The following is an 18,360-nucleotide window of genomic DNA, read 5'->3' as shown; positions in this document are numbered from 1 at the left end:
AGGCAGAGGGCCCTCCGGACTCAGAGGACATAGCGGCTGAGGTCACGGTCTTCCACGACGTCGGCGAGCGCCCGGTTGACGTAGCCGGCGTCGACTTCCAGAGTCACCCCGTTCATGTCCGGCGCCTCGAAGGAGACCTCTTCCAGCAGACGTTCCATCAAGGTGGCCAGACGGCGGGCGCCGATGTTCTCGGTATGCGAGTTGACCTGCACCGCGAGCCGGGCGACTTCCCGCACGGCGTCGTCGCGGAAGGAGAGATCGAGGCCCTCGGCGCCGAGGAGCGCGCGGTACTGGGTGGTCAGGGCGCTGTCCGGCTCGGTCAGGATGCGGACGAACTCCTCCTCGCCCAGCGCTCCCAGCTCGACCCGGATGGGGAAGCGGCCCTGGAGCTCGGGGATCAGGTCCGATGGCTTGGCCACGTGGAAGGCGCCGGCGCCGATGAACAGCACGTGGTCGGTCTTGACCGGTCCGTACTTCGTCGTCACCGTCGTCCCTTCGACGATCGGCAGGAGATCGCGCTGAACCCCCTCGCGCGACACGTCGGGACCGTGGCCGCCGTCGCGGCCGGCGACCTTGTCGATCTCGTCGAGGAAGACGATGCCGGCCTGCTCGACCCGCAGCCGGGCTTCCTCGGCGACATCCTGGCGGTCGATCAGCGCTTCGGCTTCCTGCCGCCTCAGGATCTCCCGCGCCTCGCTCACCTCGACCATCTGGCGCTTGCGCTTGCCGAACAGGCCGGGGAGCATCTCCTTCAGGTTGATGCCCACGGCCTCGACGCCCTGGGGAGTGACCATCTCGAACTGCTGGGGCGAGGCGTCGTCCACCTCGATCTCGACCATCCGGTGGTCGAGACGGCCCTCTTCGAGCCACTGGCGGAAACATTCGCGGGTCTCGGTGGGCGCCGCCTGGTCGGCGGGGTCGCCGGACTCGCTGGCCGGCGGCGGCGCCTGGGGGACGAGGATCTGGAGCAGCCTCTCGTCGGCCCGGGACGCGGCGTCGGCCTCGACCGCCTCCCGTTTCTCCTCTCCCACCATCACCACCGCGAGCTCCATCAGATCGCGGACGATCGACTCGACGTCGCGGCCGACGTAGCCGACCTCGGTGAACTTGCTTGCCTCGATCTTGAGGAAGGGAGCGCGAGCGAGTTTGGCCAGCCGGCGCGCGATCTCCGTCTTGCCGACGCCGGTGGGGCCCATCATCAGGATGTTCTTGGGCGCGATGTCTTCGGCGGTCTCCGGGTCGAGCTGCTGCCGCCGCCAGCGGTTGCGCATGGCGATGGCCACCGCGCGCTTGGCGTCCTTCTGGCCGACGACGTGGCGGTCGAGCGCGGCGACGATCTCGCGCGGCGTGAGGTCCTCGACGAAGGGAGCGTCCGGCGCGGGAGCAAGCGTCATGCGCCGTCCCCGCCGGTTTCGAGGCGTTCGACGGTGATCTCGTCGTTCGTGTAGATGCAGAGATCCGCGGTGAGCCGCATCGCCTCGAGCGCGATCTGTTCCGCGTCGAGTTCGGTGTGCTCCAGCAGCGCGCGAGCCGCCGCCAGCGCGTAGTTCCCGCCCGAGCCGATCGCCAGCGGCATGTCGCTGTCCGGTTCCAGCAGGTCGCCGTTGCCCATCGCCAGAAAGCTCTTTCGGCCGTCGGTCACGATCATCTGGGCCTCGAGCCGCCGCAGGGCGCGATCCGTCCTCCAGTCCATCGCCAGTTCGACCACGGCGCGCTCGAAGTTCCCCTGGTACTCGTCGAGCTTCGCCTCGAACCGCGAGAAGAGGGCCAGAGCGTCCGCGCCGCCGCCCGCGAAGCCGACCAGAACCCGCCCCTTGGCGGCGCGCTGGACCTTGCGGGCCCGGGCCTTGACCACCGTGTTCGCGGCGCCGTTGGTGACCTGGTCGTCACTGGCCATGCACGTCGTGCCGCCGCGGCGCACGAGCAGGATCGTCGTCATCGTCTACTGGGGTCTCCGGGCTTCCCGTCGCGGGGCGGTCGCAGCCCGTCTACGGATTCTCTCGCAGAATGTTGAGTAGGGACTCTTCGGGACTCGTCCATCCGGGGCCGCCGATGAAACGGCCGATCTCCTCGCCGTTCCGGTAGACGATCGCCGTCGGGAGTTCCGTGACGGCGAGACGATCCACCTCGGCGTCGCCCCAGGGGTTGTCGTCCCCGAGGCCGTAGTACGTGAAGCGCACGGGCGAGTCCTCGAGTTCCTCGTGGACCTTCAGGCCGCGCGGCATGAAGCGCTCGCAGACGTGGCACCAGGATCCGAATACGACGCGGACCTCGACGCCGGCGCCGAGGGCGGCCACCTCGGCCATCGCCGCGGGATCGCTCTCGTAGGACCTGGCGTCGCGGCGATAGCCCGGTTCGTGGGAGTAGAGGTCCGCGAGCGTCGCCTCGCCGGCCCACGAGGGTCGCTGCCGGAGCTGGGCCAGGACGCCATCGACGGCGAACTCGAGTCCCTTCGGAATGGGCCGGAAGGGCATCGGAGGACCGAACAGGGCGCCGGGCAACAGGTCGAGCGTGTCCTCGCCGACGGGGGAGATCTTGAGCAGTTGCACCTTGCGGGTCATCTGGTTGCGGGCGCTCAGCAGCACCGGGGACGGCAGGCCGTCGGCCACGACGAGGAAGGCGCCCGCGGTGCGGGAGAGGTAGAGCTGGGCGTCAGGCGCTTCCTCGCCCTGCAGGAAGAGCTGGTAGTCACCGACGAGCTGGAAGCCGCGCAGGTCGTCCTGGGCGATGGCGGCGCCGGAGACGGTCAGGAGCGCGACCGTCGCGAGCAGGGACGAGATCGCCCGGCGGGCGGCAGGGAGTTTCATTCGAGAATCCTCTTCTTGAACTGTCGGGAAGGAGCTCAGGCGCCCTTCGCCCTGGGATGGCTTTCGCGGTAGACCTGTAGCAGGCGTCCGGTATCCACATGCATGTAGCGTTGAGTGGTCGAGAGCGAGGCATGGCCGAGGAGTTCCTGGATCGAACGCAGGTCGGCGCCCGATTCGAGCAGGTGGGTCGCGAAGCTGTGGCGCAGGGCATGAGGATGAGCCCCGGCCGCCTGTGCGGTCTCTTCGACGTAGCGGTCGATGATGCGGCGCACCGATCGTGCCGAGAGTCGGCCCCCGCTACGGTTCAGGAAGACCGGTTCCAAGTTCCCGTCGTCGGTGCCGTCCCGAGGCCGGAACACCTCTTCCCAGGCGTCGAGCCACTGGCGGAGCGCCTGCTCGGCCGGCCCGCCGAAGGGCGTCATCCGTTCGCGGTCTCCCTTGCCGACGACGCGGAGCACCCTGGCCCCGAGGTCGATATCGCGCCAGTTCAGCGCGACCAGCTCACCGACCCGGAGACCCGAGGCGTAGAGCAGTTCGAGCAACGCGCGGTCCCGCAGGCCGAGCGGTCCCTCGCGGCCGGCGGGAGCCTCGAGCAGGGCCTCGATCTCGCCCGGACGCAGGTGGCGCGGCAGGGTCTTCTCGACCTTCGGCGTGGGCACCGACTCGGCCGGGTTCGACTGCATCCGGCCCATCAGACAGGCGTAGCGGAACAGGCCGCGCAGCGCCGAGAGGTGACGGCCCTGGGTGCGCCGGGCCAGTCGACGCTGGTTGAGAGAGGCCACGAAGGACCGGACCAGCAGTGGGTCGATGTCATGGAGGTTCTGGTCGCTGTTGCCGCTGGCGGTTCGGAACTCGGCGAAGGCCGCGAGATCCCGGCCGTACGCCCGCACGGTGTGTTCGGAGCAATTCCGCTCCAGTTCCAGGTATTCCAGGAAGTCCGGGATCAGGCGGGCGAGCGCGCCGCGCCGTTCGGCTCGTCTTCCTGGCTCGGCATGGTCGATGGTGGTTCCCACGAAGGCGCTCCCGCGATCCCCATGTTACCGGCCCAGGCCGCGAGTGCCTGGTGCGCCCGGTCGGCGTAGGCGGCGCGTCGGTCGCGTTTCCGCACGCGTCCGGCGAGGGGCTCGAGCAGGCCGTAGTTGATGTTCGTGGGCTGGTAGCGCTTCGGGTTCGACTCGGTGAGGTGTCGGGCCAGGGCGCCGAGGGCGGTCGTGTCGGGAAGCGGAGACGGCTGCCGGTCTCCGTCCTGGAGCATGAGGTAGAGGGCGATGGCGAGACCGGTGGCGGCCGATTCGAGGTAGCCCTCGACGCCGGTCATCTGGCCGGCCAGGCGCAGGTTGGACCGCCCGGCGAAGCGGTACCAGCGATCGAGGTGGAGGGGGGCGTTGATGAAGGTGTTGCGATGGACCTGGCCGTGGCGGACGAAGCGGGCGGATGCGAGTCCCGGCAGGGTGCGGAGCACGCGGCGCTGCTCGGGCCACGTCATCCGGGACTGGAAGCCGACCATGTTGTACTGGCTGCGGGCGAGGTCCTCCTGGCGAAGCTGGACCACGGCGTGGGGGCGCGTGCCGTCCGGCGGCCGGAGGCCTACGGGCTTCATCGGTCCGAAGCGCAGGGTGTCCTCGCCGCGGCGGGCGAGTTCCTCGATCGGCAGGCAGCCTTCGAAGAACAGCGGCCGCTCGAACTCGCGCAGCTCGATCGTCTCCGCCTCCAGCAGGGCGCGGCGAAAGCGCCGGTACTCTTCCTCGCTGAGCGGACAGTTCAGGTAGTCGTCGCCTCCCTTGCCGTATCGCGAGGCCCGGAACAGCCGGTCGTGGTCGAGGCTCTCTCCCGTAACGATGGGCGCGATCGCGTCATAGAAGTAGAGATGGCCCGCACCGATCAGGTTCTCGATTTCCCGGGTCAGGGCTTCCGACGTCAGGGGGCCGGTGGCGATGACGCAGTCGCCGCCCGCGTCTGCTTCGGGCAGGGCCGTCAGTTCCTCGCGCCGCAGTTCGATCAGCGGTTGCGATTCGACCGCGGCCGTGACGTCGGCGGCGAAGCGGGTCCGGTCCACGGCCAGCGCTCCGCCTGCGGGAACGGCGTTTCTGCGGGCCGCGGCGATGATCAGGGAGCCGAAGTACTCCATCTCCCGCTTCAGCAGGCCGGCGGCATGGTGCGGGTCGTCGCTGCGCAGCGAGTTCGAGCACACGAGTTCGGCGAGGTCCGCGCTCGCATGGGCCGGCGTCGACCGCCGTGGCCGCATCTCGTACAGCGTCACCGCCCGGCCCCGGGAGGCCAGCTGAAAGGCGCACTCGCTACCGGCGAGCCCGCCGCCAACGACTACGACGGGCGCGGTCATTGCCGCATCATGGCAAGGCCGTGCCGGCTTGACAAGGTGCGCCGCTCTACTATGGTCCCGCGCGTATGAGCAACTCCCTCGTCATCGTCGAGTCGCCGGCCAAGGCCCGGACGATCGAGCGCTACCTCGGGCCCGGCTACCGGGTGGAGTCGTCGATCGGCCACATCCGTGACCTGCCCCGGACCGCCGCGGAGGTGCCGCAGAAGTACCGCGGGCGGCCATGGGCCCGCCTCGGCGTCGACATCGAAGGCGGATTCGATCCGCTCTACGTGATCCCGCGCGAAAAGAAGGAGCAGATCACCAAGCTCCGAAAGGCGCTCAGGAACGCTGACGAACTCGTCCTCGCGACGGATGAGGACCGCGAGGGGGAGGCGATCGCGTGGCATCTGAAGGAGGTGCTCCGGCCCAAGGTGCCGGTGCGCCGGATGGTCTTCCACGAGATCACCAAATCGGCGGTCGAGGCGGCGCTCGGCGAGACCCGGGACATCGACCGCCGTCTGGTCGACGCCCAGGAAGCGCGGCGGGTGCTGGACCGGCTCTACGGCTACGAGGTCTCCCCGGTGCTGTGGAAGAAGGTTCAGCCGCGCCTGTCCGCCGGCCGCGTGCAGAGCGTCGCGACCCGGATCGTCGTCGAGCGGGAGCGCGAGCGGATGGCTTTCGTGCCCGCGGGTTACTGGACCGTCGAGGTGGAGCTCGAGACGGAGAACGGGCAGGCGCGACGCTTTCCCGCGAGGGTGTCGGCGATCGGCGGCAGGACGGTGGCTCGCGGGCGGGACTTCGACCGGACAACGGGCAAGCTGAAGACCAAGGCCCACCTGCTGCAGCAGGCCGAGGCGGAAACGCTGGGCGAGGAACTGCCGTCGACCCGCCCGGTGGTCGCCGAGGTGAAGGAGCAGCCGTTCACCCGCCGTCCCTACGCGCCCTTCATCACTTCGACCCTCCAGCAGGAGGCCGCACGCAAGCTCAGGTACACGGCCCAGCGCACGATGAGGGTGGCCCAGGGGCTGTACGAGAACGGCTACATCACCTACATGCGCACGGACTCGACCGCTCTCTCCGGGCAGGCGATCGCCGCCGCGCGGCGGCAGGTCGCCGATCTCTATGGCTCCGAGTACCTGCCGGGCAAGGCGCGTGTCTATGCCCGGAGAGCGAACGCCCAGGAGGCGCACGAGGCGATCCGGCCGGCCGGCACCAGTTTCCGCACGCCGGACCAGTTGCGGGGAGCCCTCGACCGGGACTCGCTGCGCCTCTACGAGTTGATCTGGAAGCGGACGCTGGCGTCCCAAATGAAGGACGCCAAGGGCACCAGCACGTCGGTCAGGCTGGACACGTCGACCCCGGGGGCCGGCGAGGTCCGGCTGACCGCCTCCGGCCGGGTGCTGCGCTTCGCCGGTTTCCTGCGTGTCTACGTCGAGGGCAGCGACGATCCCCGGACCCGGGCGGAGGACGAGGAGCGGTTCCTGCCGAAGCTGAGCCATGGCGAGAGGGTCGAAGTGGCGAGCGCCGAGCCGAACGGCCACACCACGCAGCCGCCCGCGCGCTACACCGAAGCCAGTCTGGTCCGCGAACTGGAGAAGCAGGGGGTGGGCCGGCCGTCGACCTACGCCGCCATCCTGCAGACGATCGTGGACCGGGGTTACGTCTGGAAGAAGGGGTCGGCCCTGGTGCCGACCTTCCTCGCCTTCGCCGTGACCCGGCTCCTGGAGGAGCACCTGGGGGATCTGGTCGACCTGGACTTCACGGCGCGAATGGAGAGCGATCTCGACGCGATCGCCGGCGGAGAGCGGGAGGCCAGGCCGTGGCTGCGGAACTTCTACTTCGGCCGCGAGCCGGGGCCGGGAGGCGCCGGTCGCAAGGGCCTGCAGTCGCTGGTCGGCGAGGGGGTCGACGAGATCGACGCCCGCGCGGTGTGTTCGCTGCTGCTGGGTGAGGACGACCAGGGCCGCGAAGTCGCCGTCCGGGTCGGCCGCTACGGTCCGTACGTCCAGGCCGGCGACGACGGGGAGCGGGTCTCGCTGGAGGACAACCTGCCGCCGGACGAGATGACGGTGGAGAAGGCGCTTTCCCTGCTCGAGAGCGCGGCCGAAGGCAAGGGCCCGCTCGGCCACCACCCCGAGACCGGCGAACCGGTCTACGTGAAGACGGGACGTTACGGCGACTACGTCCAGTTGGGCGACGCCGTCGCGGGCGGACCGGGCAGGAAGCGTGGGAGCGGGGCGGCCAAGCCGAAGATGGCCAGTCTTTGGCCGTCGATGAATCGAGCGAGCCTCACCCTCGACGAAGCGCTCCTGCTGCTTTCCTTTCCGCGCGAGCTCGGTCGTCATCCCGAGAGCGATGAGGTCGTCACTGTCCAGGACGGAAGGTACGGCGCCTACGTCCGTTGCGGCAAGGAGAGCCGCAGCCTCGAGAGCCAGGAGCAGATGGCGACGATCGGGCTCGACGAGGCTCTGGCGCTGCTACGCCAGCCGAAACGCCGCCGGGGTTCCTCGTCGGTGCTCAAGGAGCTGGGCGAACACCCCCGGAGCGGCCTCGCCCTCTCCATCAAGACGGGGCGCTTCGGTCCCTACGTGACGGATGGTCAGGTCAACGCGACGGTGCCCAAGGGCAAGGATCCGCAGGACGTCGGCCTCGATGAGGCGGTCGATCTCCTGGCGGCACGCGAGGCGAAGATGGTGGCCCAGGGCAAGAACCCAAGGGCGGCCCGCCCCCGGCCGGCGCGGAAGCGGAGAGCGGCGAAGAAGAAGACGACGCGGCGCTAGGCGGCGCTAGCGGGACGCCAAGGCGTAGTTCGCGCCCTCGTAGCGTCGCACGAGTCCGTCGACTTCCAGGCGGGCGAGGGTGGCGAGGACGCCGGGCACCGGTCGCTGGAGTCGGGATGCGAGTTCCTCCGGGGTTCGGGCGCCTTCCCTGAGGGCGCCCAGGAGGTCGTCGACCTCGGATACGCCGGCGGAGGCGGATCGCGTCGGCTCGGCCGTGTCTTCCGACGCCCGCTCGAGCCGGGCCAGGATCGAGGTGGGCAGGGTTTCGAGCATCGCGTCGGGGTCCAGGGCGGGAATCGCTCCATCCCGCAGCAGCAGGTGGGCGCCGGCGGACTCCCGGGAGAGGACGGAACCTGGAACCGCGTAGACGTCGCGGCCGAGGTCGAGGGCCAGGCGGGCGGTGATCAGGGAGCCCGAGCGCCGAGCGGCGCGGACCACGACCGAAGCGAAACCGAGGGCGGCAATGAGGCGATTTCGGATCGGAAAGTGGTTGGGACGAGGCTGCCGGCCGAGCGGGAACTCGGTGATCAGACAGCCGTGCCGTGCGATCTCGGCCGCGGTCCGGCGGCTGTTGCGGGGATAGTCGACGTCGATGCCGCAACCGAGCACGGCGGCGGTGCTGCCTGTGCCGGCACGGGCCGCCAGCGCGCTGCGGTGGGCCGCCTGGTCGATGCCGCGAGCGAATCCGGAGATGACGACCAGGCCGGCCGCGGCCAGGCGGCGTGCGAACCAGGCCGCCACCTCGAGACCGTACGCGTCCGCCTTGCGTGAACCGACGATCGAGATACCGGGTGCCTGATTCAAGCGGCCGCGGACGTAGAGAACGGGAGGCGCCTGCAGTCCGAGGTCGGCGAGGGCCGGTGGGTAGTCACGATCGACCAGGGTGACGATCTCGATGCCGTTCTTGCCTGCTCGGGCCATCTCGGCGCTGGCGTCGTCGAGGCGGCCGCGCGCCGCGAGCAGAATGGTCCGAACACTGTCGAGCGGCGCTTCGAGGCTGCGGGCCGCCTCCTCGGCGAAGCGGTCGTTCCGGAGTTCCCCGGCCGTGTTGAGCCGTTGGGCGAGGGCGCAGATGACACCGCGGTTTCCGTGAACCAGATTCAGTGCGACGAGGGCCTGTCGGACATCGTCTCCGTCTCTGGGGATGTTCCCGTTCGGGACCGGTTCTCCTGCCATCGCGCTGCCTTCCTTCCGGATCGCGCGGCTCTCCTGGAACGGCGCTCAGAGACAGAGACGGATTCCAGGTCCGTGATCTATACTGGCTCGATGACGCGCACTGCTTACCGTCGGCCGCGCGTTCTGGCGTTGATCGCGGGAGTGCTGGTCCTGGCGACGATCTCGGGCGCCGCCGAAGCGCAGAAGCGCAAGGTGGCCCCCGAGGCCAAACAGCAGTGGCAGTTCGGTGTGGACATGGCCGACCGGGGCCTCTGGAGCGAGGCTCTTTTCCGGTTCGAGCAGGCTCGCCGGATCGAGCCGGAACATCCGGCGATCCTGAGCAACATCGCGGTCGCGCACGAGGCACTGGGTCTGTTCGAGGAAGCCCTGGGCTACTACCGTCAGGCCCTGCGGCTGGCGCCCCGCGAGCGGGACGTTCGGCGGAACTACTCGCGCTTCGTCGAGTACTACCAGAACTTCAAGGGAGACCGGGAGGAGGACGAAGAGGTGTCGTCCGTGGCGGAAGAAGCCGCCCAGCCCACCTCCCCGGAGAGCGGTGGAGGCGGCGCGAGCGGACCGTTTGCCGATGCGCGGTGACTCCTCTCCCGGCTCGCGGTAGTGGTCGGCCTGGAGGTCATGGAATGGTTCTTGCTTGCCCCGATGGTTGGAGGTGACGCGCGTGACGCAAGCTGCCAGTAGAGGATGGGCCGTCAGTAGAGGATTGGCGATCGTGGCCTCGACTGGCCTTCTGGCCGGCCTGCTGGCACCGCTGACGGCGACTCCGGCGAGTGCCCAAGGGACGGTTGAGGTGAGGCTGACACTGCCGATGCGGGCGCGGATCGACCTGGCCGGCCGCGACACGCTGCTGCCGGCGCCCTTCCTGGTTGTCAGCCAGGAAGGCGAAGGCCGGATCGAAGGGTCGGACATCGACGTCCAGGGGGAGTTCGAGCGTTACCTGAACAAGGTGCTCCGTCGCGAGACGGACCTGCGGATCGTCGAGGCGGGGCGGATCGACTACCCGACGTACGACCTGGAGATGCTGGCCAGGGACGAGGACTTCTGGCGCAATCTCGGCGAGACGACGCAGTCGGACCTCATTCTGGCCGGCACTCTCGACTTCGACATCCAGGATCGGTCCGGCTACCGGACCGAGGAGTACATCTCGCCCTTCGACGGCCGCACCATGTACCGGCAGGTACTCGTCGAGCAGACAGGCTTCGAGTACGACATCGTCGTCATGGTCTTCGACGGCTCGACCGGCGAACTGATTTACAACGACAACTTCAAGGACTTCAAGAGCTTCGAGGGCGAGCAGGCGGACCCGTTGCAGGGGATGTTCGAGAACCTGTACGCGCTGGAGGACCGCATCCTGGGCGTCTTCACGCAGAAGGACATTGAAGTCTCGCGCGTGATCTTCACGCCCTAAGGAGGAGCAGTGAGTTCAGCAGCACTCCGACCGGACGGCATGCCGGCCCTCCGCGTCACCGCCCTGGTCTGTGCGCTCCTGGTCTGCGCGGCCGCCGGCCTGCAGGCGCAGGGCTTCGGCAAGAACAAGATCCGCTACGAGGACTTCGACTGGCGGATCTACCACTCGACTCACTTCGACATCTACTACTACTCCGAGAGCGAACCCCAGTTGCAGAAGGTGGCGTCACTCGCGGAGAGCGCGTACGACCAGTTGTCGCTCGACCTGGACTACCAGATCCAGGAGCCGACGCCGCTGATCATCTACAACACGCACTCCGATTTCCTCCAGAACAACGTGATCATCAACTTCATCCCGGAGGGAGTCGCGGCTTTCGCCACCTCAGCGCGGTTCCGGATGGTCCTGCCCATCGACCTGCCGGACGTCGAACTCTACGAGCTCATCCTGCACGAGCTGACGCATATCTTCCAGTACCACATCCTGTTCGGCGGAAGCCTGGGGCGGGCCATGACGAACAGTCCGCCGCAGTGGTTGATGGAGGGCATGGCGAGCTACTTCGCAGAGGATGAGAGCGCGTCTGACCGGATGTATCTGCGAGACGCCGTGGTCAACGATCGACTGCCGCCGATCACCTCGGGCCAGGCGAGCGGCTTCTTCGCCTACCGCTACGGCCACGCCGCTTTCGACTTCATGGAGGAGCGCTGGGGGGCGGACGGGGTAATCGACTTCCTGTTCGAGTTCCGAAACACGATCGGATCGCGGGTGGGCCGGGCGATCGAACGGGCCTTCCGCATGGAGCCCGAGGACTTCGACCTCGAGTTCCGCCGCTGGCTCCGCAACCGGTACCTGCCCGAACTGGTGGCGACAGGAGAGCCGAGCGACTTCGGGCGGCCGTTCCGCACCCGTCCCCAGGGTAGCCAGGAGACGTCGCCGGTGGCCTCTCCTTCGGGCGACCTCGTGGCGGCGTTCTCGACCTTCCAGGGCGACGTCGACATCGTTCTCTTCGACACCCAGGAGCGCGAGCCGGTCCGCAACCTGACGCGGGGATACACGGCGGACTTCCGCCACTACGTCGCCCAGATGCTGACGCTGGGGCGCAAACACGGCAGCGACCTGGCCTTCTCGCCCGACGGCAACTCGCTGGCGGCCTTTGTACGCAAGGAGGCGGGCTACTCCCTCGCCATCGTCAATGTCCTGGGCGGGGGAGTGCGCCGCGTCATCGACATGGAGATCGAGCAGCAGACGGCGCCCGCCTGGAGCCCGGACGGCCGGAGCATCGCGTTCGCCGGCAACCAGAACGGGCAGTACGACATCTTCCAGCTCGATCTGCAATCGCTGGAGATCCGGAACCTGACCAACGACGAGGTCTTCGACGGCTCTCCGTCCTATTCGCACGACGGCCAGTGGCTCGTGTTCTCTTCGTTGCCTGGGGAGAACGGGCAGCTCTTCCGGCTCAACCTGGAGACGATGGAGCGGGTTCGCCTGGGCAGCGACGAGCACCACAACACGGACCCGGTCTTCTCGAGCGACGACCGGACGGTGTACTTCACGTCGGACCGCACGGGTGCCGAGAACATCTTTGGGCTGAACGTCGAGACGGGCGAGCTTCGCCAGTACACGAACGCGATCACCGGCTGCTTCCAGCCCACCGTGCTGGGCAGGGCCGGGAGCGACGACCGGCTGGTGTACACGGGTTTCTGGCAGGGCCGGTTCGACCTCTACGAGACGGACGTCGACGAACCGATCGGGGAAGTCCAGGTCGTCGACCTGGGCGAGACGTCCGAGCCGATCCCGGCGATCGACCTTTTTGAACCGGACATCCAGGTCTCGATCGACGAGTCGAACAAGGAGGACAAGCGAGGTTGGCGACTGTTCCTGGAGGATGCCCAGACCGCGGTCGGCGTTGACGACAACCAGACGTTCCTGGGTCAGGTCTACCTGCAGTTCTCGGACTTCCTGGGTGACCGGCGGCTGTTCACGACGTTCGCCTCGGTCGAGAGCTTCTCCCAGTTCAACGTGACCTACCTGAACCTCTCGAACCGGCTGCAATGGCAGGTGTCGCTGTTCGACGACCGGGCCTTCTACATCGGCTACGACTACAACTACGGGTACTACGAGCGCGGCCGGTCGTTCTTCCAGCAGACCGGCGCCATCTTCTCGATCTCCTATCCGATGAGCTTCTACCGGAGGTTCGAGCTGGGTGCTGGCTACATCCGCCGCAAGCTGGACTATCAGGCGTATGCGCGGGACCACGACTTCAACCTCGTGCTGGATGATTTCGGACGGCCGATTCCGACCATCTCCCCGCGCGAGGATGACTACCCGGTGATCCAGACCGCCCTGGTCGGCGACACGACGGTGTTCGGACCCGCCGGGCCCTCAAGCGGGCACCGCTACCGCCTGTCGGCGGAGTACGCCCCGGACCTCGAGGAGTCCGGCGCACTGACGCAGACCTTCCAGCTCGACGCGCGCAAGTACTTCCCGCTAACGCGGCGCAGCGTCTTCGCGACCCGCTTCTTCGGCAGCATGAGAACCGGCAACTTCCCCAATCCGGTGTACTTCGGCGGCCTGGATACGGTGCGGGGAGTCGACTTCCGCGACATGGTCGGCGACCACGGCTTTTTCACGAATCTCGAGCTGCGCTTCCCCCTGATCGACTTCTTCGTGACGCCGATCTGGACTTTCCAGGGGATCCAGGGGCGCTTCTTCCTCGATATCGCCGGCGCCTGGTTCGACGATGTCCAGGACTTCAACGTCTGGGACTCCGAGAACAGCCGGCTGGACAACGCGATCGCGGCCTACGGCTTCGGCCTCACGGTGCGCATGCTCGGCCTCGATCTGCACTGGGACTTCGCGACCCAGTGGGACTTCAAGGAGTCGGCCGACAGCCGCACGACGTTCTGGATCGGCCAGCGGTTCTAAAGGAGCTTGAGCCGGCAACTTCCGCTCTTCGGCGACGGTGCGCTGGCCGCCGCCGGCCGCGAATCGAAGCTGCGGTCGCGCCGCCGTAAGACGGACGGAGGCACGGGTCTGCGGGTTGCCGTGCTTGGCTCCGGTAGCGGCGGCAACAGCACGATTGTCGAGTGTGGCGAAGGCTGCCTGCTGCTCGATGCGGGATTCTCGTGCCGGGAACTCGAACGCAGGCTGGAGGCGGTGGGCCGTTCCGCCGCCGACGTCGACGCGGTGCTTCTGACCCACGAGCACGACGATCACTGCCGGGGAATCGACCGTTTCGCCAGGCGGCACCAGGTTCCGGTCTACGGCACGCGCGGCACGTACAAGGGGCCGCTGTTGCGCGGTCTCGGCTCTTTCGCCCGTCCGATGGCGCCCGGCGTTCCGCTTGTCGCCGCCGGCTTCCGGATTGACGTGTTCCCGGTGTCACACGATGCGCGGGAACCGGTCGGGATCGTGGTCGAGAGCGCCGGTGGGTATCGCTTTGGGCTGGCGACGGATCTGGGCTGCCGGACGCCGGAAGCGTGGCGAAACCTCCAGGATCTCGACATTCTGGTGCTCGAGTCGAATCACGATCTCGACATGCTGCGCACGGGACCATACCCTTGGCGCCTGAAGGAGCGAGTCGCGTCGAATCGGGGGCACCTCAGCAACGAGGAAGCCGCCGCCGGAGTCGAGGCTCTGCTTTCGGATCGTCTGTCCTGGGTCGTCCTTTGTCATCTCTCGGAAACGAACAACTCGCCGGCGTTCGCGGTCGCGGCGGTGCAGCCGGTGCTCGATCGGCGGCGCTCACGGGCGAAGCTGCTGGTGGCCGAGCAGCATCGGCCTGGACCCTGGCTGGAGGTTGGCGGCTGAGCGCCGGGGGGAGGGATTGAGTTGACGTCGCAGACGAGTCGCCACGGAAAAGGACCGGAAGGCCGTTTCGTGGCTCGGGTTCTGGTCTACCCGCGCGCCGAGGTGCTCGACCCCCAGGGGCGGGCGATCGAGGACGCTCTCGGTCGGATCGGATTCGATGGCGTACGCCGCATCCGCGCCGGCAAGAGCTTCGAGGTCGCGCTCGAGGCCGCGGACGAGGAACAGGCGACCGAGGCGGTCGACCGGATGTGCCGGCAGCTACTGGCCAACCCGATCGTCGAGGACTACACCGTGGAGTGGGTCTCGGAATGAAGTGCGGGATCGTGGTCTTCCCCGGGAGCAACTGCGACCACGACGTGTACCACGTGCTGGGTCACGTGCTCGAGCAGGAGACGACGTTCCTGTGGCACCAGGAGACGTCGCTCGAGGGATGCGAACTGGTCGTGCTGCCGGGCGGTTTCTCCTACGGCGACTACCTCCGGGCGGGTTCCATGGCCGCGCATTCGCCGATCATGGCCGCAGTGCGGCGCCACGCCGAGGCCGGAGGACGGGTGCTTGGTATCTGCAACGGGTTCCAGATGCTGTTGGAAACGGGTCTGCTGCCGGGCGCGATGCGGCGGAATCGGGATCTGCGTTTCCTGAGCGTCGACGTCCACTTGCGGGTCGAGCGGGACGATCTGGTTTGGTGCTCCAACTACCGGCAGGGCGACGTGCTGCGGATGCCGGTCGCCCACGCAGAGGGCAACTACGTGGACACCGAGGGGGCGCTTGACGAGCTGGAGCGGTGCGGTCAGGTCGTGTTCCGCTACGTGGACGGCGCCGGCCGGCGCGAGCCGACCGCGAACCTGAACGGATCGGAGCGGGCGATCGCCGGTATCTGTAACGCTGGCGGCAACGTGCTGGGCCTGATGCCGCATCCCGAGCGATGTGCGGAAGAGATGCTGGGCAACCGGGACGGTCTGGGTCTCCTGGCTGGCGCGGTGGCTGGTGGCGGCCGGCTCGGCGCGCTGGCGGCGGCGGGCGGGTAAGGCCGGTGACGACGCCGGATTCTGCAGCAGGCGAACCGGTCGTCGATTCGGCCCTCGCGGTCGATCACGGCCTGACCGGGGAGGAGTTCGGCGGACTCTGCGAGCTGCTGGGTCGCAGTCCGACCTGGACCGAGCTGGGGATCGCCTCGGCCCTCTACTCGGAGCACTGCTCCTACAAGTCGTCAAAGATCCACCTGCGACGGTTCCCGACGCGGAGCCGGCGGGTCGTCCACGGGCCGGGCGAGAACGCCGGAGTGGTCGACATAGGCCACGGCTGGGTCGCGGCCTTCAAGATGGAGAGCCACAATCACCCCAGCTTCATCGAGCCTTACCAGGGCGCCGCCACCGGCGTGGGTGGAATCCTGCGCGACGTGTTCACGATGGGCGCGCGGCCGATCGCCTGCCTGGATTCGCTGAGGTTCGGCGAGATCGAAGGAGAACGGGGCGGGCGGATGCGGCATCTCGTCGACGGCGTCGTGCGCGGCATCGGGGACTACGGCAACTGCGTCGGCATCCCGACCGTCGGGGGCGAGACCGGATTCCACCCGTCCTACAACGGCAACATCCTGGTCAACGCGTTCGCTCTCGGCGTGTGCCGGGAGGACAGGATCTTCACCGCCACGGCTTCGGGCGCCGGCAACCCGATTCTCTACGCGGGCAGCCGCACGGGCCGTGACGGCATTCACGGCGCCACGATGGCGTCGGAGGCGTTCGACGCCGAGAGCGAGGCGAAGAGGCCCACGGTGCAGGTGGGCGATCCGTTCACGGAGAAGGTCCTGCTCGAGGCGAGCCTGGAGGCGATGAGGAGCGGGGTCGTGCTCGGGGTCCAGGACATGGGCGCCGCCGGACTGACCAGCTCCTGCTTCGAGATGGCCGCCCGCGGCGGCGCGGGGGTGGAGCTCGACCTGGACCTGGTGCCGCTGCGCGAGGCCTCTCTGACTCCCTACGAGATCATGCTCTCCGAGTCGCAGGAACGGATGGTCTTCGTCACCCAGCGAGGCCAGGAGGAGGCGGTGGTCGAGATCCTGTCCCGATGGGGCCTCGAAGCGTCGAAGATCGGCCGGGTAACCGATAGCGGGCGTGCACGTCTCACGTTTCGCGGCCGTACCGTTGCGGACATGCCGGTCGAGCCGCTGGTCGACGGAGCGCCGGTCTACGATCGGCCGGCGGCCCCTCCCGCGGACCTTCGCGAGCGCCAGCGGCTCGTCGACTGCGAAGGACCGGAGGATCCGCTTCGGGCGCTCAAGAGTCTTCTCGGGACGCCGGAACTCGGCGACAAGAGGTGGATCCACCGGCAGTACGACTCGACCGTGCGGTCGAACACGATCGTCGGTCCGGGCTCCGACGCCGCCGTGCTGCGGCTCAAGGGAACCCCTTCGGCCCTGGCGCTGACGTCGGACGTCAACCCGTCCTACTGCTGGCTCGAGCCGCGGATGGGCGGGCGGCAGGCCGTGGCCGAGGCGGTTCGCAACCTGGCGACGGTCGGCGCGGAGCCGGTGGGCATGACGAACTGTCTCAACTTCGGTTCGCCGGAGAACCCCGGAATCGCCTGGCAACTCCGGGAGTGCATCGAGGGAATGGCTGAGGCCTGCCGGGCTTTCGACGTGCCGGTGATCTCGGGCAACGTGTCGCTGTACAACGAGACGGAGGGTGAAGCGGTCCACCCGACCCCCACGGTGGCGATCGTCGGCGTCATCGATCGGCTGGAGGACGTCGGCGCGGAGGGAGACCTCCACCTGGTGCTGGGGTGCGGCTTCTGGCGGCCGGGCGACCGGGTGGTGCTGCTCGGTTCCGACAGCCGCGAATACGGGGGCTCGGCCTATCAGCGTCTGCTCCATGGAGTCGAAGCGGGGTGTCCCCCCGCGGTCGACCTGGAAGCCGAAGCGGCTCTGTGCGCGCTGCTTCGGTACTCGCGGCGCGCCGGCTGGCTGAGCGGCTGTCACGATCTGGCTGACGGCGGCTTGCTCGTCGCGTTGGCAGAGTGTGCGATGGCCCGGGGCATCGGCCTTCGGGGCGCGGTCGGTTGCGGCCCCCTCGCACTGTTCTCGGAGAGTCAGGCGCGAGCGATCGTCACCGTTCCGGCCGCGGGGACGGAAGAGCTTCTGGCGGCGGCGGAGGCGCGTGGAGTACCGGCCAGGGAGATCGGCGACGTGGGAGGTGATCGCCTGGTGCTGGGCTTCGACGGCGGCACGGTCGATAGCGCGATCGACGACTTGCGGCGGGTCTGGACGGAAGCCCTGCCGCGAGCGGTAGGCTAGGCCGGGATGTGCGGCATCTTCGGTATTGAGGGCGCGCCGGACGCGGCGAACCTCACATACTTGGGCCTCTACGCCCAGCAGCACCGGGGCCAGGAGAGCGCGGGGATCGTCTCGTGGGATGGTGAGCAGCTCCATGCGGAACGCGGCATGGGGAAGGTCGCCGAGATCTTCGACGAGCGCAAGCTGAGCGAGCTCGTGGGAGATCGTGCGATCGGCCATACCCGCTATTCGACGGCCGGCTCGAGCGTCATCGCGAATGCGCAGCCGATCGTCGTCATGACCTCGATGGGCCCGCTCGGCATCGTGCACAACGGCAACCTCGTGAGCGCCCTGGCGACGCGCCACGAGCTGGAGGCGGCGGGATCCATCTTCCAGACGACCAGCGACTCGGAGGTCTTTCTCCACCTGATGGCCACCCGGCCGCATCACGAAGTCGTCGAGTCGCTGCTACGGGTGCTGGGCGACGTCAGGGGCGCCTACTCCCTGCTGCTCATCACTCGGGAAGGTCTGATCGCGGCCCGGGACCCTCACGGTTTCAGGCCGCTGATTCTGGGGGAACTCGACGGACAGCCCTGCTTCGCGTCCGAAACCTGCGCCTTCGACCTGTTGGAGGCTCGACCGCTCCGCGAGCTGGACCGCGGCGAAGTCGTTCTGGCCCGGGGCGATCAGATCGAGAGCTACCGCTTGCCGCCGGTCGCGAGGGCTTCCCGCTGCGTCTTCGAGCATGTGTACTTCTCGCGTCCGGACAGTGAGGTGTTTTCCGATACCGTGGCGCAATC

General features: G+C 68.3%; 15 protein-coding genes (1 of these 15 only partly in view). 9 read left to right on the top strand and 6 right to left on the bottom strand.

Annotation, left to right across the window (positions count from 1 at the left end; all coding sequences use genetic code 11):
* Positions 1–20 precede the first annotated feature (20 nt).
* From hslU to trmFO, 5 genes are read right to left on the bottom strand one after another with little or no spacing between them, the layout of a single operon-like run.
* Positions 21–1,394 carry an ATP-dependent protease ATPase subunit HslU gene (hslU, locus tag OXI49_00285; GenBank protein MDE2688928.1) on the bottom strand — a complete coding sequence of 458 codons (1,374 nt, stop codon included), beginning with the start codon at positions 1,392–1,394 and terminating at the stop codon, positions 21–23.
* Positions 1,391–1,939, bottom strand: coding sequence for an ATP-dependent protease subunit HslV (gene hslV / locus OXI49_00280; GenBank protein ID MDE2688927.1), 549 nt, complete (start codon positions 1,937–1,939; stop codon positions 1,391–1,393). Before hslV ends, hslU begins: the two co-directional genes overlap by 4 nt.
* Before the next feature lie 49 nt (positions 1,940–1,988).
* Positions 1,989–2,807, bottom strand: coding sequence for a thioredoxin family protein (locus OXI49_00275; GenBank protein MDE2688926.1), 819 nt, complete (start codon positions 2,805–2,807; stop codon positions 1,989–1,991).
* A 35-nt stretch (positions 2,808–2,842) separates the two neighbouring features.
* Positions 2,843–3,820 carry a tyrosine recombinase XerC gene (xerC, locus tag OXI49_00270; protein MDE2688925.1) on the bottom strand — a complete coding sequence of 326 codons (978 nt, stop codon included), beginning with the start codon at positions 3,818–3,820 and terminating at the stop codon, positions 2,843–2,845.
* Positions 3,751–5,148 carry a methylenetetrahydrofolate--tRNA-(uracil(54)-C(5))-methyltransferase (FADH(2)-oxidizing) TrmFO gene (gene trmFO / locus OXI49_00265; protein MDE2688924.1) on the bottom strand — a complete coding sequence of 466 codons (1,398 nt, stop codon included), beginning with the start codon at positions 5,146–5,148 and terminating at the stop codon, positions 3,751–3,753. Before trmFO ends, xerC begins: the two co-directional genes overlap by 70 nt.
* 65 nt (positions 5,149–5,213) lie before the next feature.
* Between trmFO and topA the strand changes: the two genes are divergently transcribed.
* The gene (gene topA / locus OXI49_00260; protein MDE2688923.1) at positions 5,214–7,907 is read left to right on the top strand and encodes a type I DNA topoisomerase; all 2,694 of its coding nucleotides are present in this window, start codon (positions 5,214–5,216) and stop codon (positions 7,905–7,907) included.
* A 6-nt stretch (positions 7,908–7,913) separates the two neighbouring features.
* On the opposite strand, the gene dprA is transcribed toward topA, so the two are convergent.
* Positions 7,914–9,083: a DNA-processing protein DprA gene (gene dprA, locus OXI49_00255; GenBank protein ID MDE2688922.1), complete on the bottom strand. Its 1,170-nt coding sequence runs from the start codon at positions 9,081–9,083 to the stop codon at positions 7,914–7,916.
* A gap of 90 nt (positions 9,084–9,173) precedes the next feature.
* Between dprA and OXI49_00250 the strand changes: the two genes are divergently transcribed.
* The 8 genes from OXI49_00250 to purF all read left to right on the top strand — a co-directional run.
* A complete protein-coding gene (locus OXI49_00250; protein ID MDE2688921.1) occupies positions 9,174–9,659 on the top strand; it encodes a tetratricopeptide repeat protein in 486 nt (161 codons plus the stop codon).
* A 133-nt stretch (positions 9,660–9,792) separates the two neighbouring features.
* Positions 9,793–10,488 (top strand): hypothetical protein, encoded by a 696-nt coding sequence (locus tag OXI49_00245; GenBank protein ID MDE2688920.1) that lies wholly within the window; start codon positions 9,793–9,795, stop codon positions 10,486–10,488.
* A gap of 9 nt (positions 10,489–10,497) precedes the next feature.
* Positions 10,498–13,410 (top strand): hypothetical protein, encoded by a 2,913-nt coding sequence (locus OXI49_00240; protein ID MDE2688919.1) that lies wholly within the window; start codon positions 10,498–10,500, stop codon positions 13,408–13,410.
* Positions 13,411–13,416: 6 nt separating this feature from the next.
* The gene (locus OXI49_00235; protein MDE2688918.1) at positions 13,417–14,295 is read left to right on the top strand and encodes an MBL fold metallo-hydrolase; all 879 of its coding nucleotides are present in this window, start codon (positions 13,417–13,419) and stop codon (positions 14,293–14,295) included.
* 69 nt (positions 14,296–14,364) lie between these two features.
* Complete coding sequence (gene purS, locus OXI49_00230) at positions 14,365–14,607, top strand: phosphoribosylformylglycinamidine synthase subunit PurS (GenBank protein MDE2688917.1); 243 nt, start codon at positions 14,365–14,367, stop codon at positions 14,605–14,607.
* Entirely contained in the window at positions 14,604–15,323 is a 720-nt protein-coding gene (purQ, locus tag OXI49_00225; protein ID MDE2688916.1) for a phosphoribosylformylglycinamidine synthase subunit PurQ, read from the top strand. The genes purS and purQ overlap by 4 nt, the downstream gene beginning before the upstream one ends.
* A gap of 5 nt (positions 15,324–15,328) precedes the next feature.
* Positions 15,329–17,581 (top strand): phosphoribosylformylglycinamidine synthase subunit PurL, encoded by a 2,253-nt coding sequence (gene purL / locus OXI49_00220; protein MDE2688915.1) that lies wholly within the window; start codon positions 15,329–15,331, stop codon positions 17,579–17,581.
* 6 nt (positions 17,582–17,587) lie between these two features.
* A protein-coding gene (gene purF, locus OXI49_00215; protein MDE2688914.1) for an amidophosphoribosyltransferase crosses the window boundary here: on the top strand, positions 17,588–18,360 show its 5' portion. 631 nt of this gene lie beyond the right edge of the window; 773 of the gene's 1,404 nt are visible here — the first part of the coding sequence; the start codon lies at positions 17,588–17,590; the stop codon falls past the right edge of the window.

Source organism: Acidobacteriota bacterium (assembly GCA_028875725.1).
Lineage (GTDB): Bacteria > Acidobacteriota > Thermoanaerobaculia > Multivoradales > Multivoraceae > Multivorans.
The sequence above is the reverse complement of the archived record's forward strand: the minus strand, read 5'-3'. Positions and strand labels throughout refer to the sequence as shown.

Bases quoted from the DNA above. Each gene is read 5' to 3' on its own strand.
- hslU (MDE2688928.1), bottom strand. From the start codon at position 1,394: ATGACGCTTGCTCCCGCGCCGGACGCTCCCTTCGTCGAGGACCTCACG.
- hslV (MDE2688927.1), bottom strand. From the start codon at position 1,939: ATGACGACGATCCTGCTCGTGCGCCGCGGCGGCACGACGTGCATGGCC.
- OXI49_00275 (MDE2688926.1), bottom strand. From the start codon at position 2,807: ATGAAACTCCCTGCCGCCCGCCGGGCGATCTCGTCCCTGCTCGCGACG.
- trmFO (MDE2688924.1), bottom strand. From the start codon at position 5,148: ATGACCGCGCCCGTCGTAGTCGTTGGCGGCGGGCTCGCCGGTAGCGAG.
- topA (MDE2688923.1), top strand. From the start codon at position 5,214: ATGAGCAACTCCCTCGTCATCGTCGAGTCGCCGGCCAAGGCCCGGACG.
- dprA (MDE2688922.1), bottom strand. From the start codon at position 9,083: ATGGCAGGAGAACCGGTCCCGAACGGGAACATCCCCAGAGACGGAGAC.
- OXI49_00250 (MDE2688921.1), top strand. From the start codon at position 9,174: ATGACGCGCACTGCTTACCGTCGGCCGCGCGTTCTGGCGTTGATCGCG.
- purQ (MDE2688916.1), top strand. From the start codon at position 14,604: ATGAAGTGCGGGATCGTGGTCTTCCCCGGGAGCAACTGCGACCACGAC.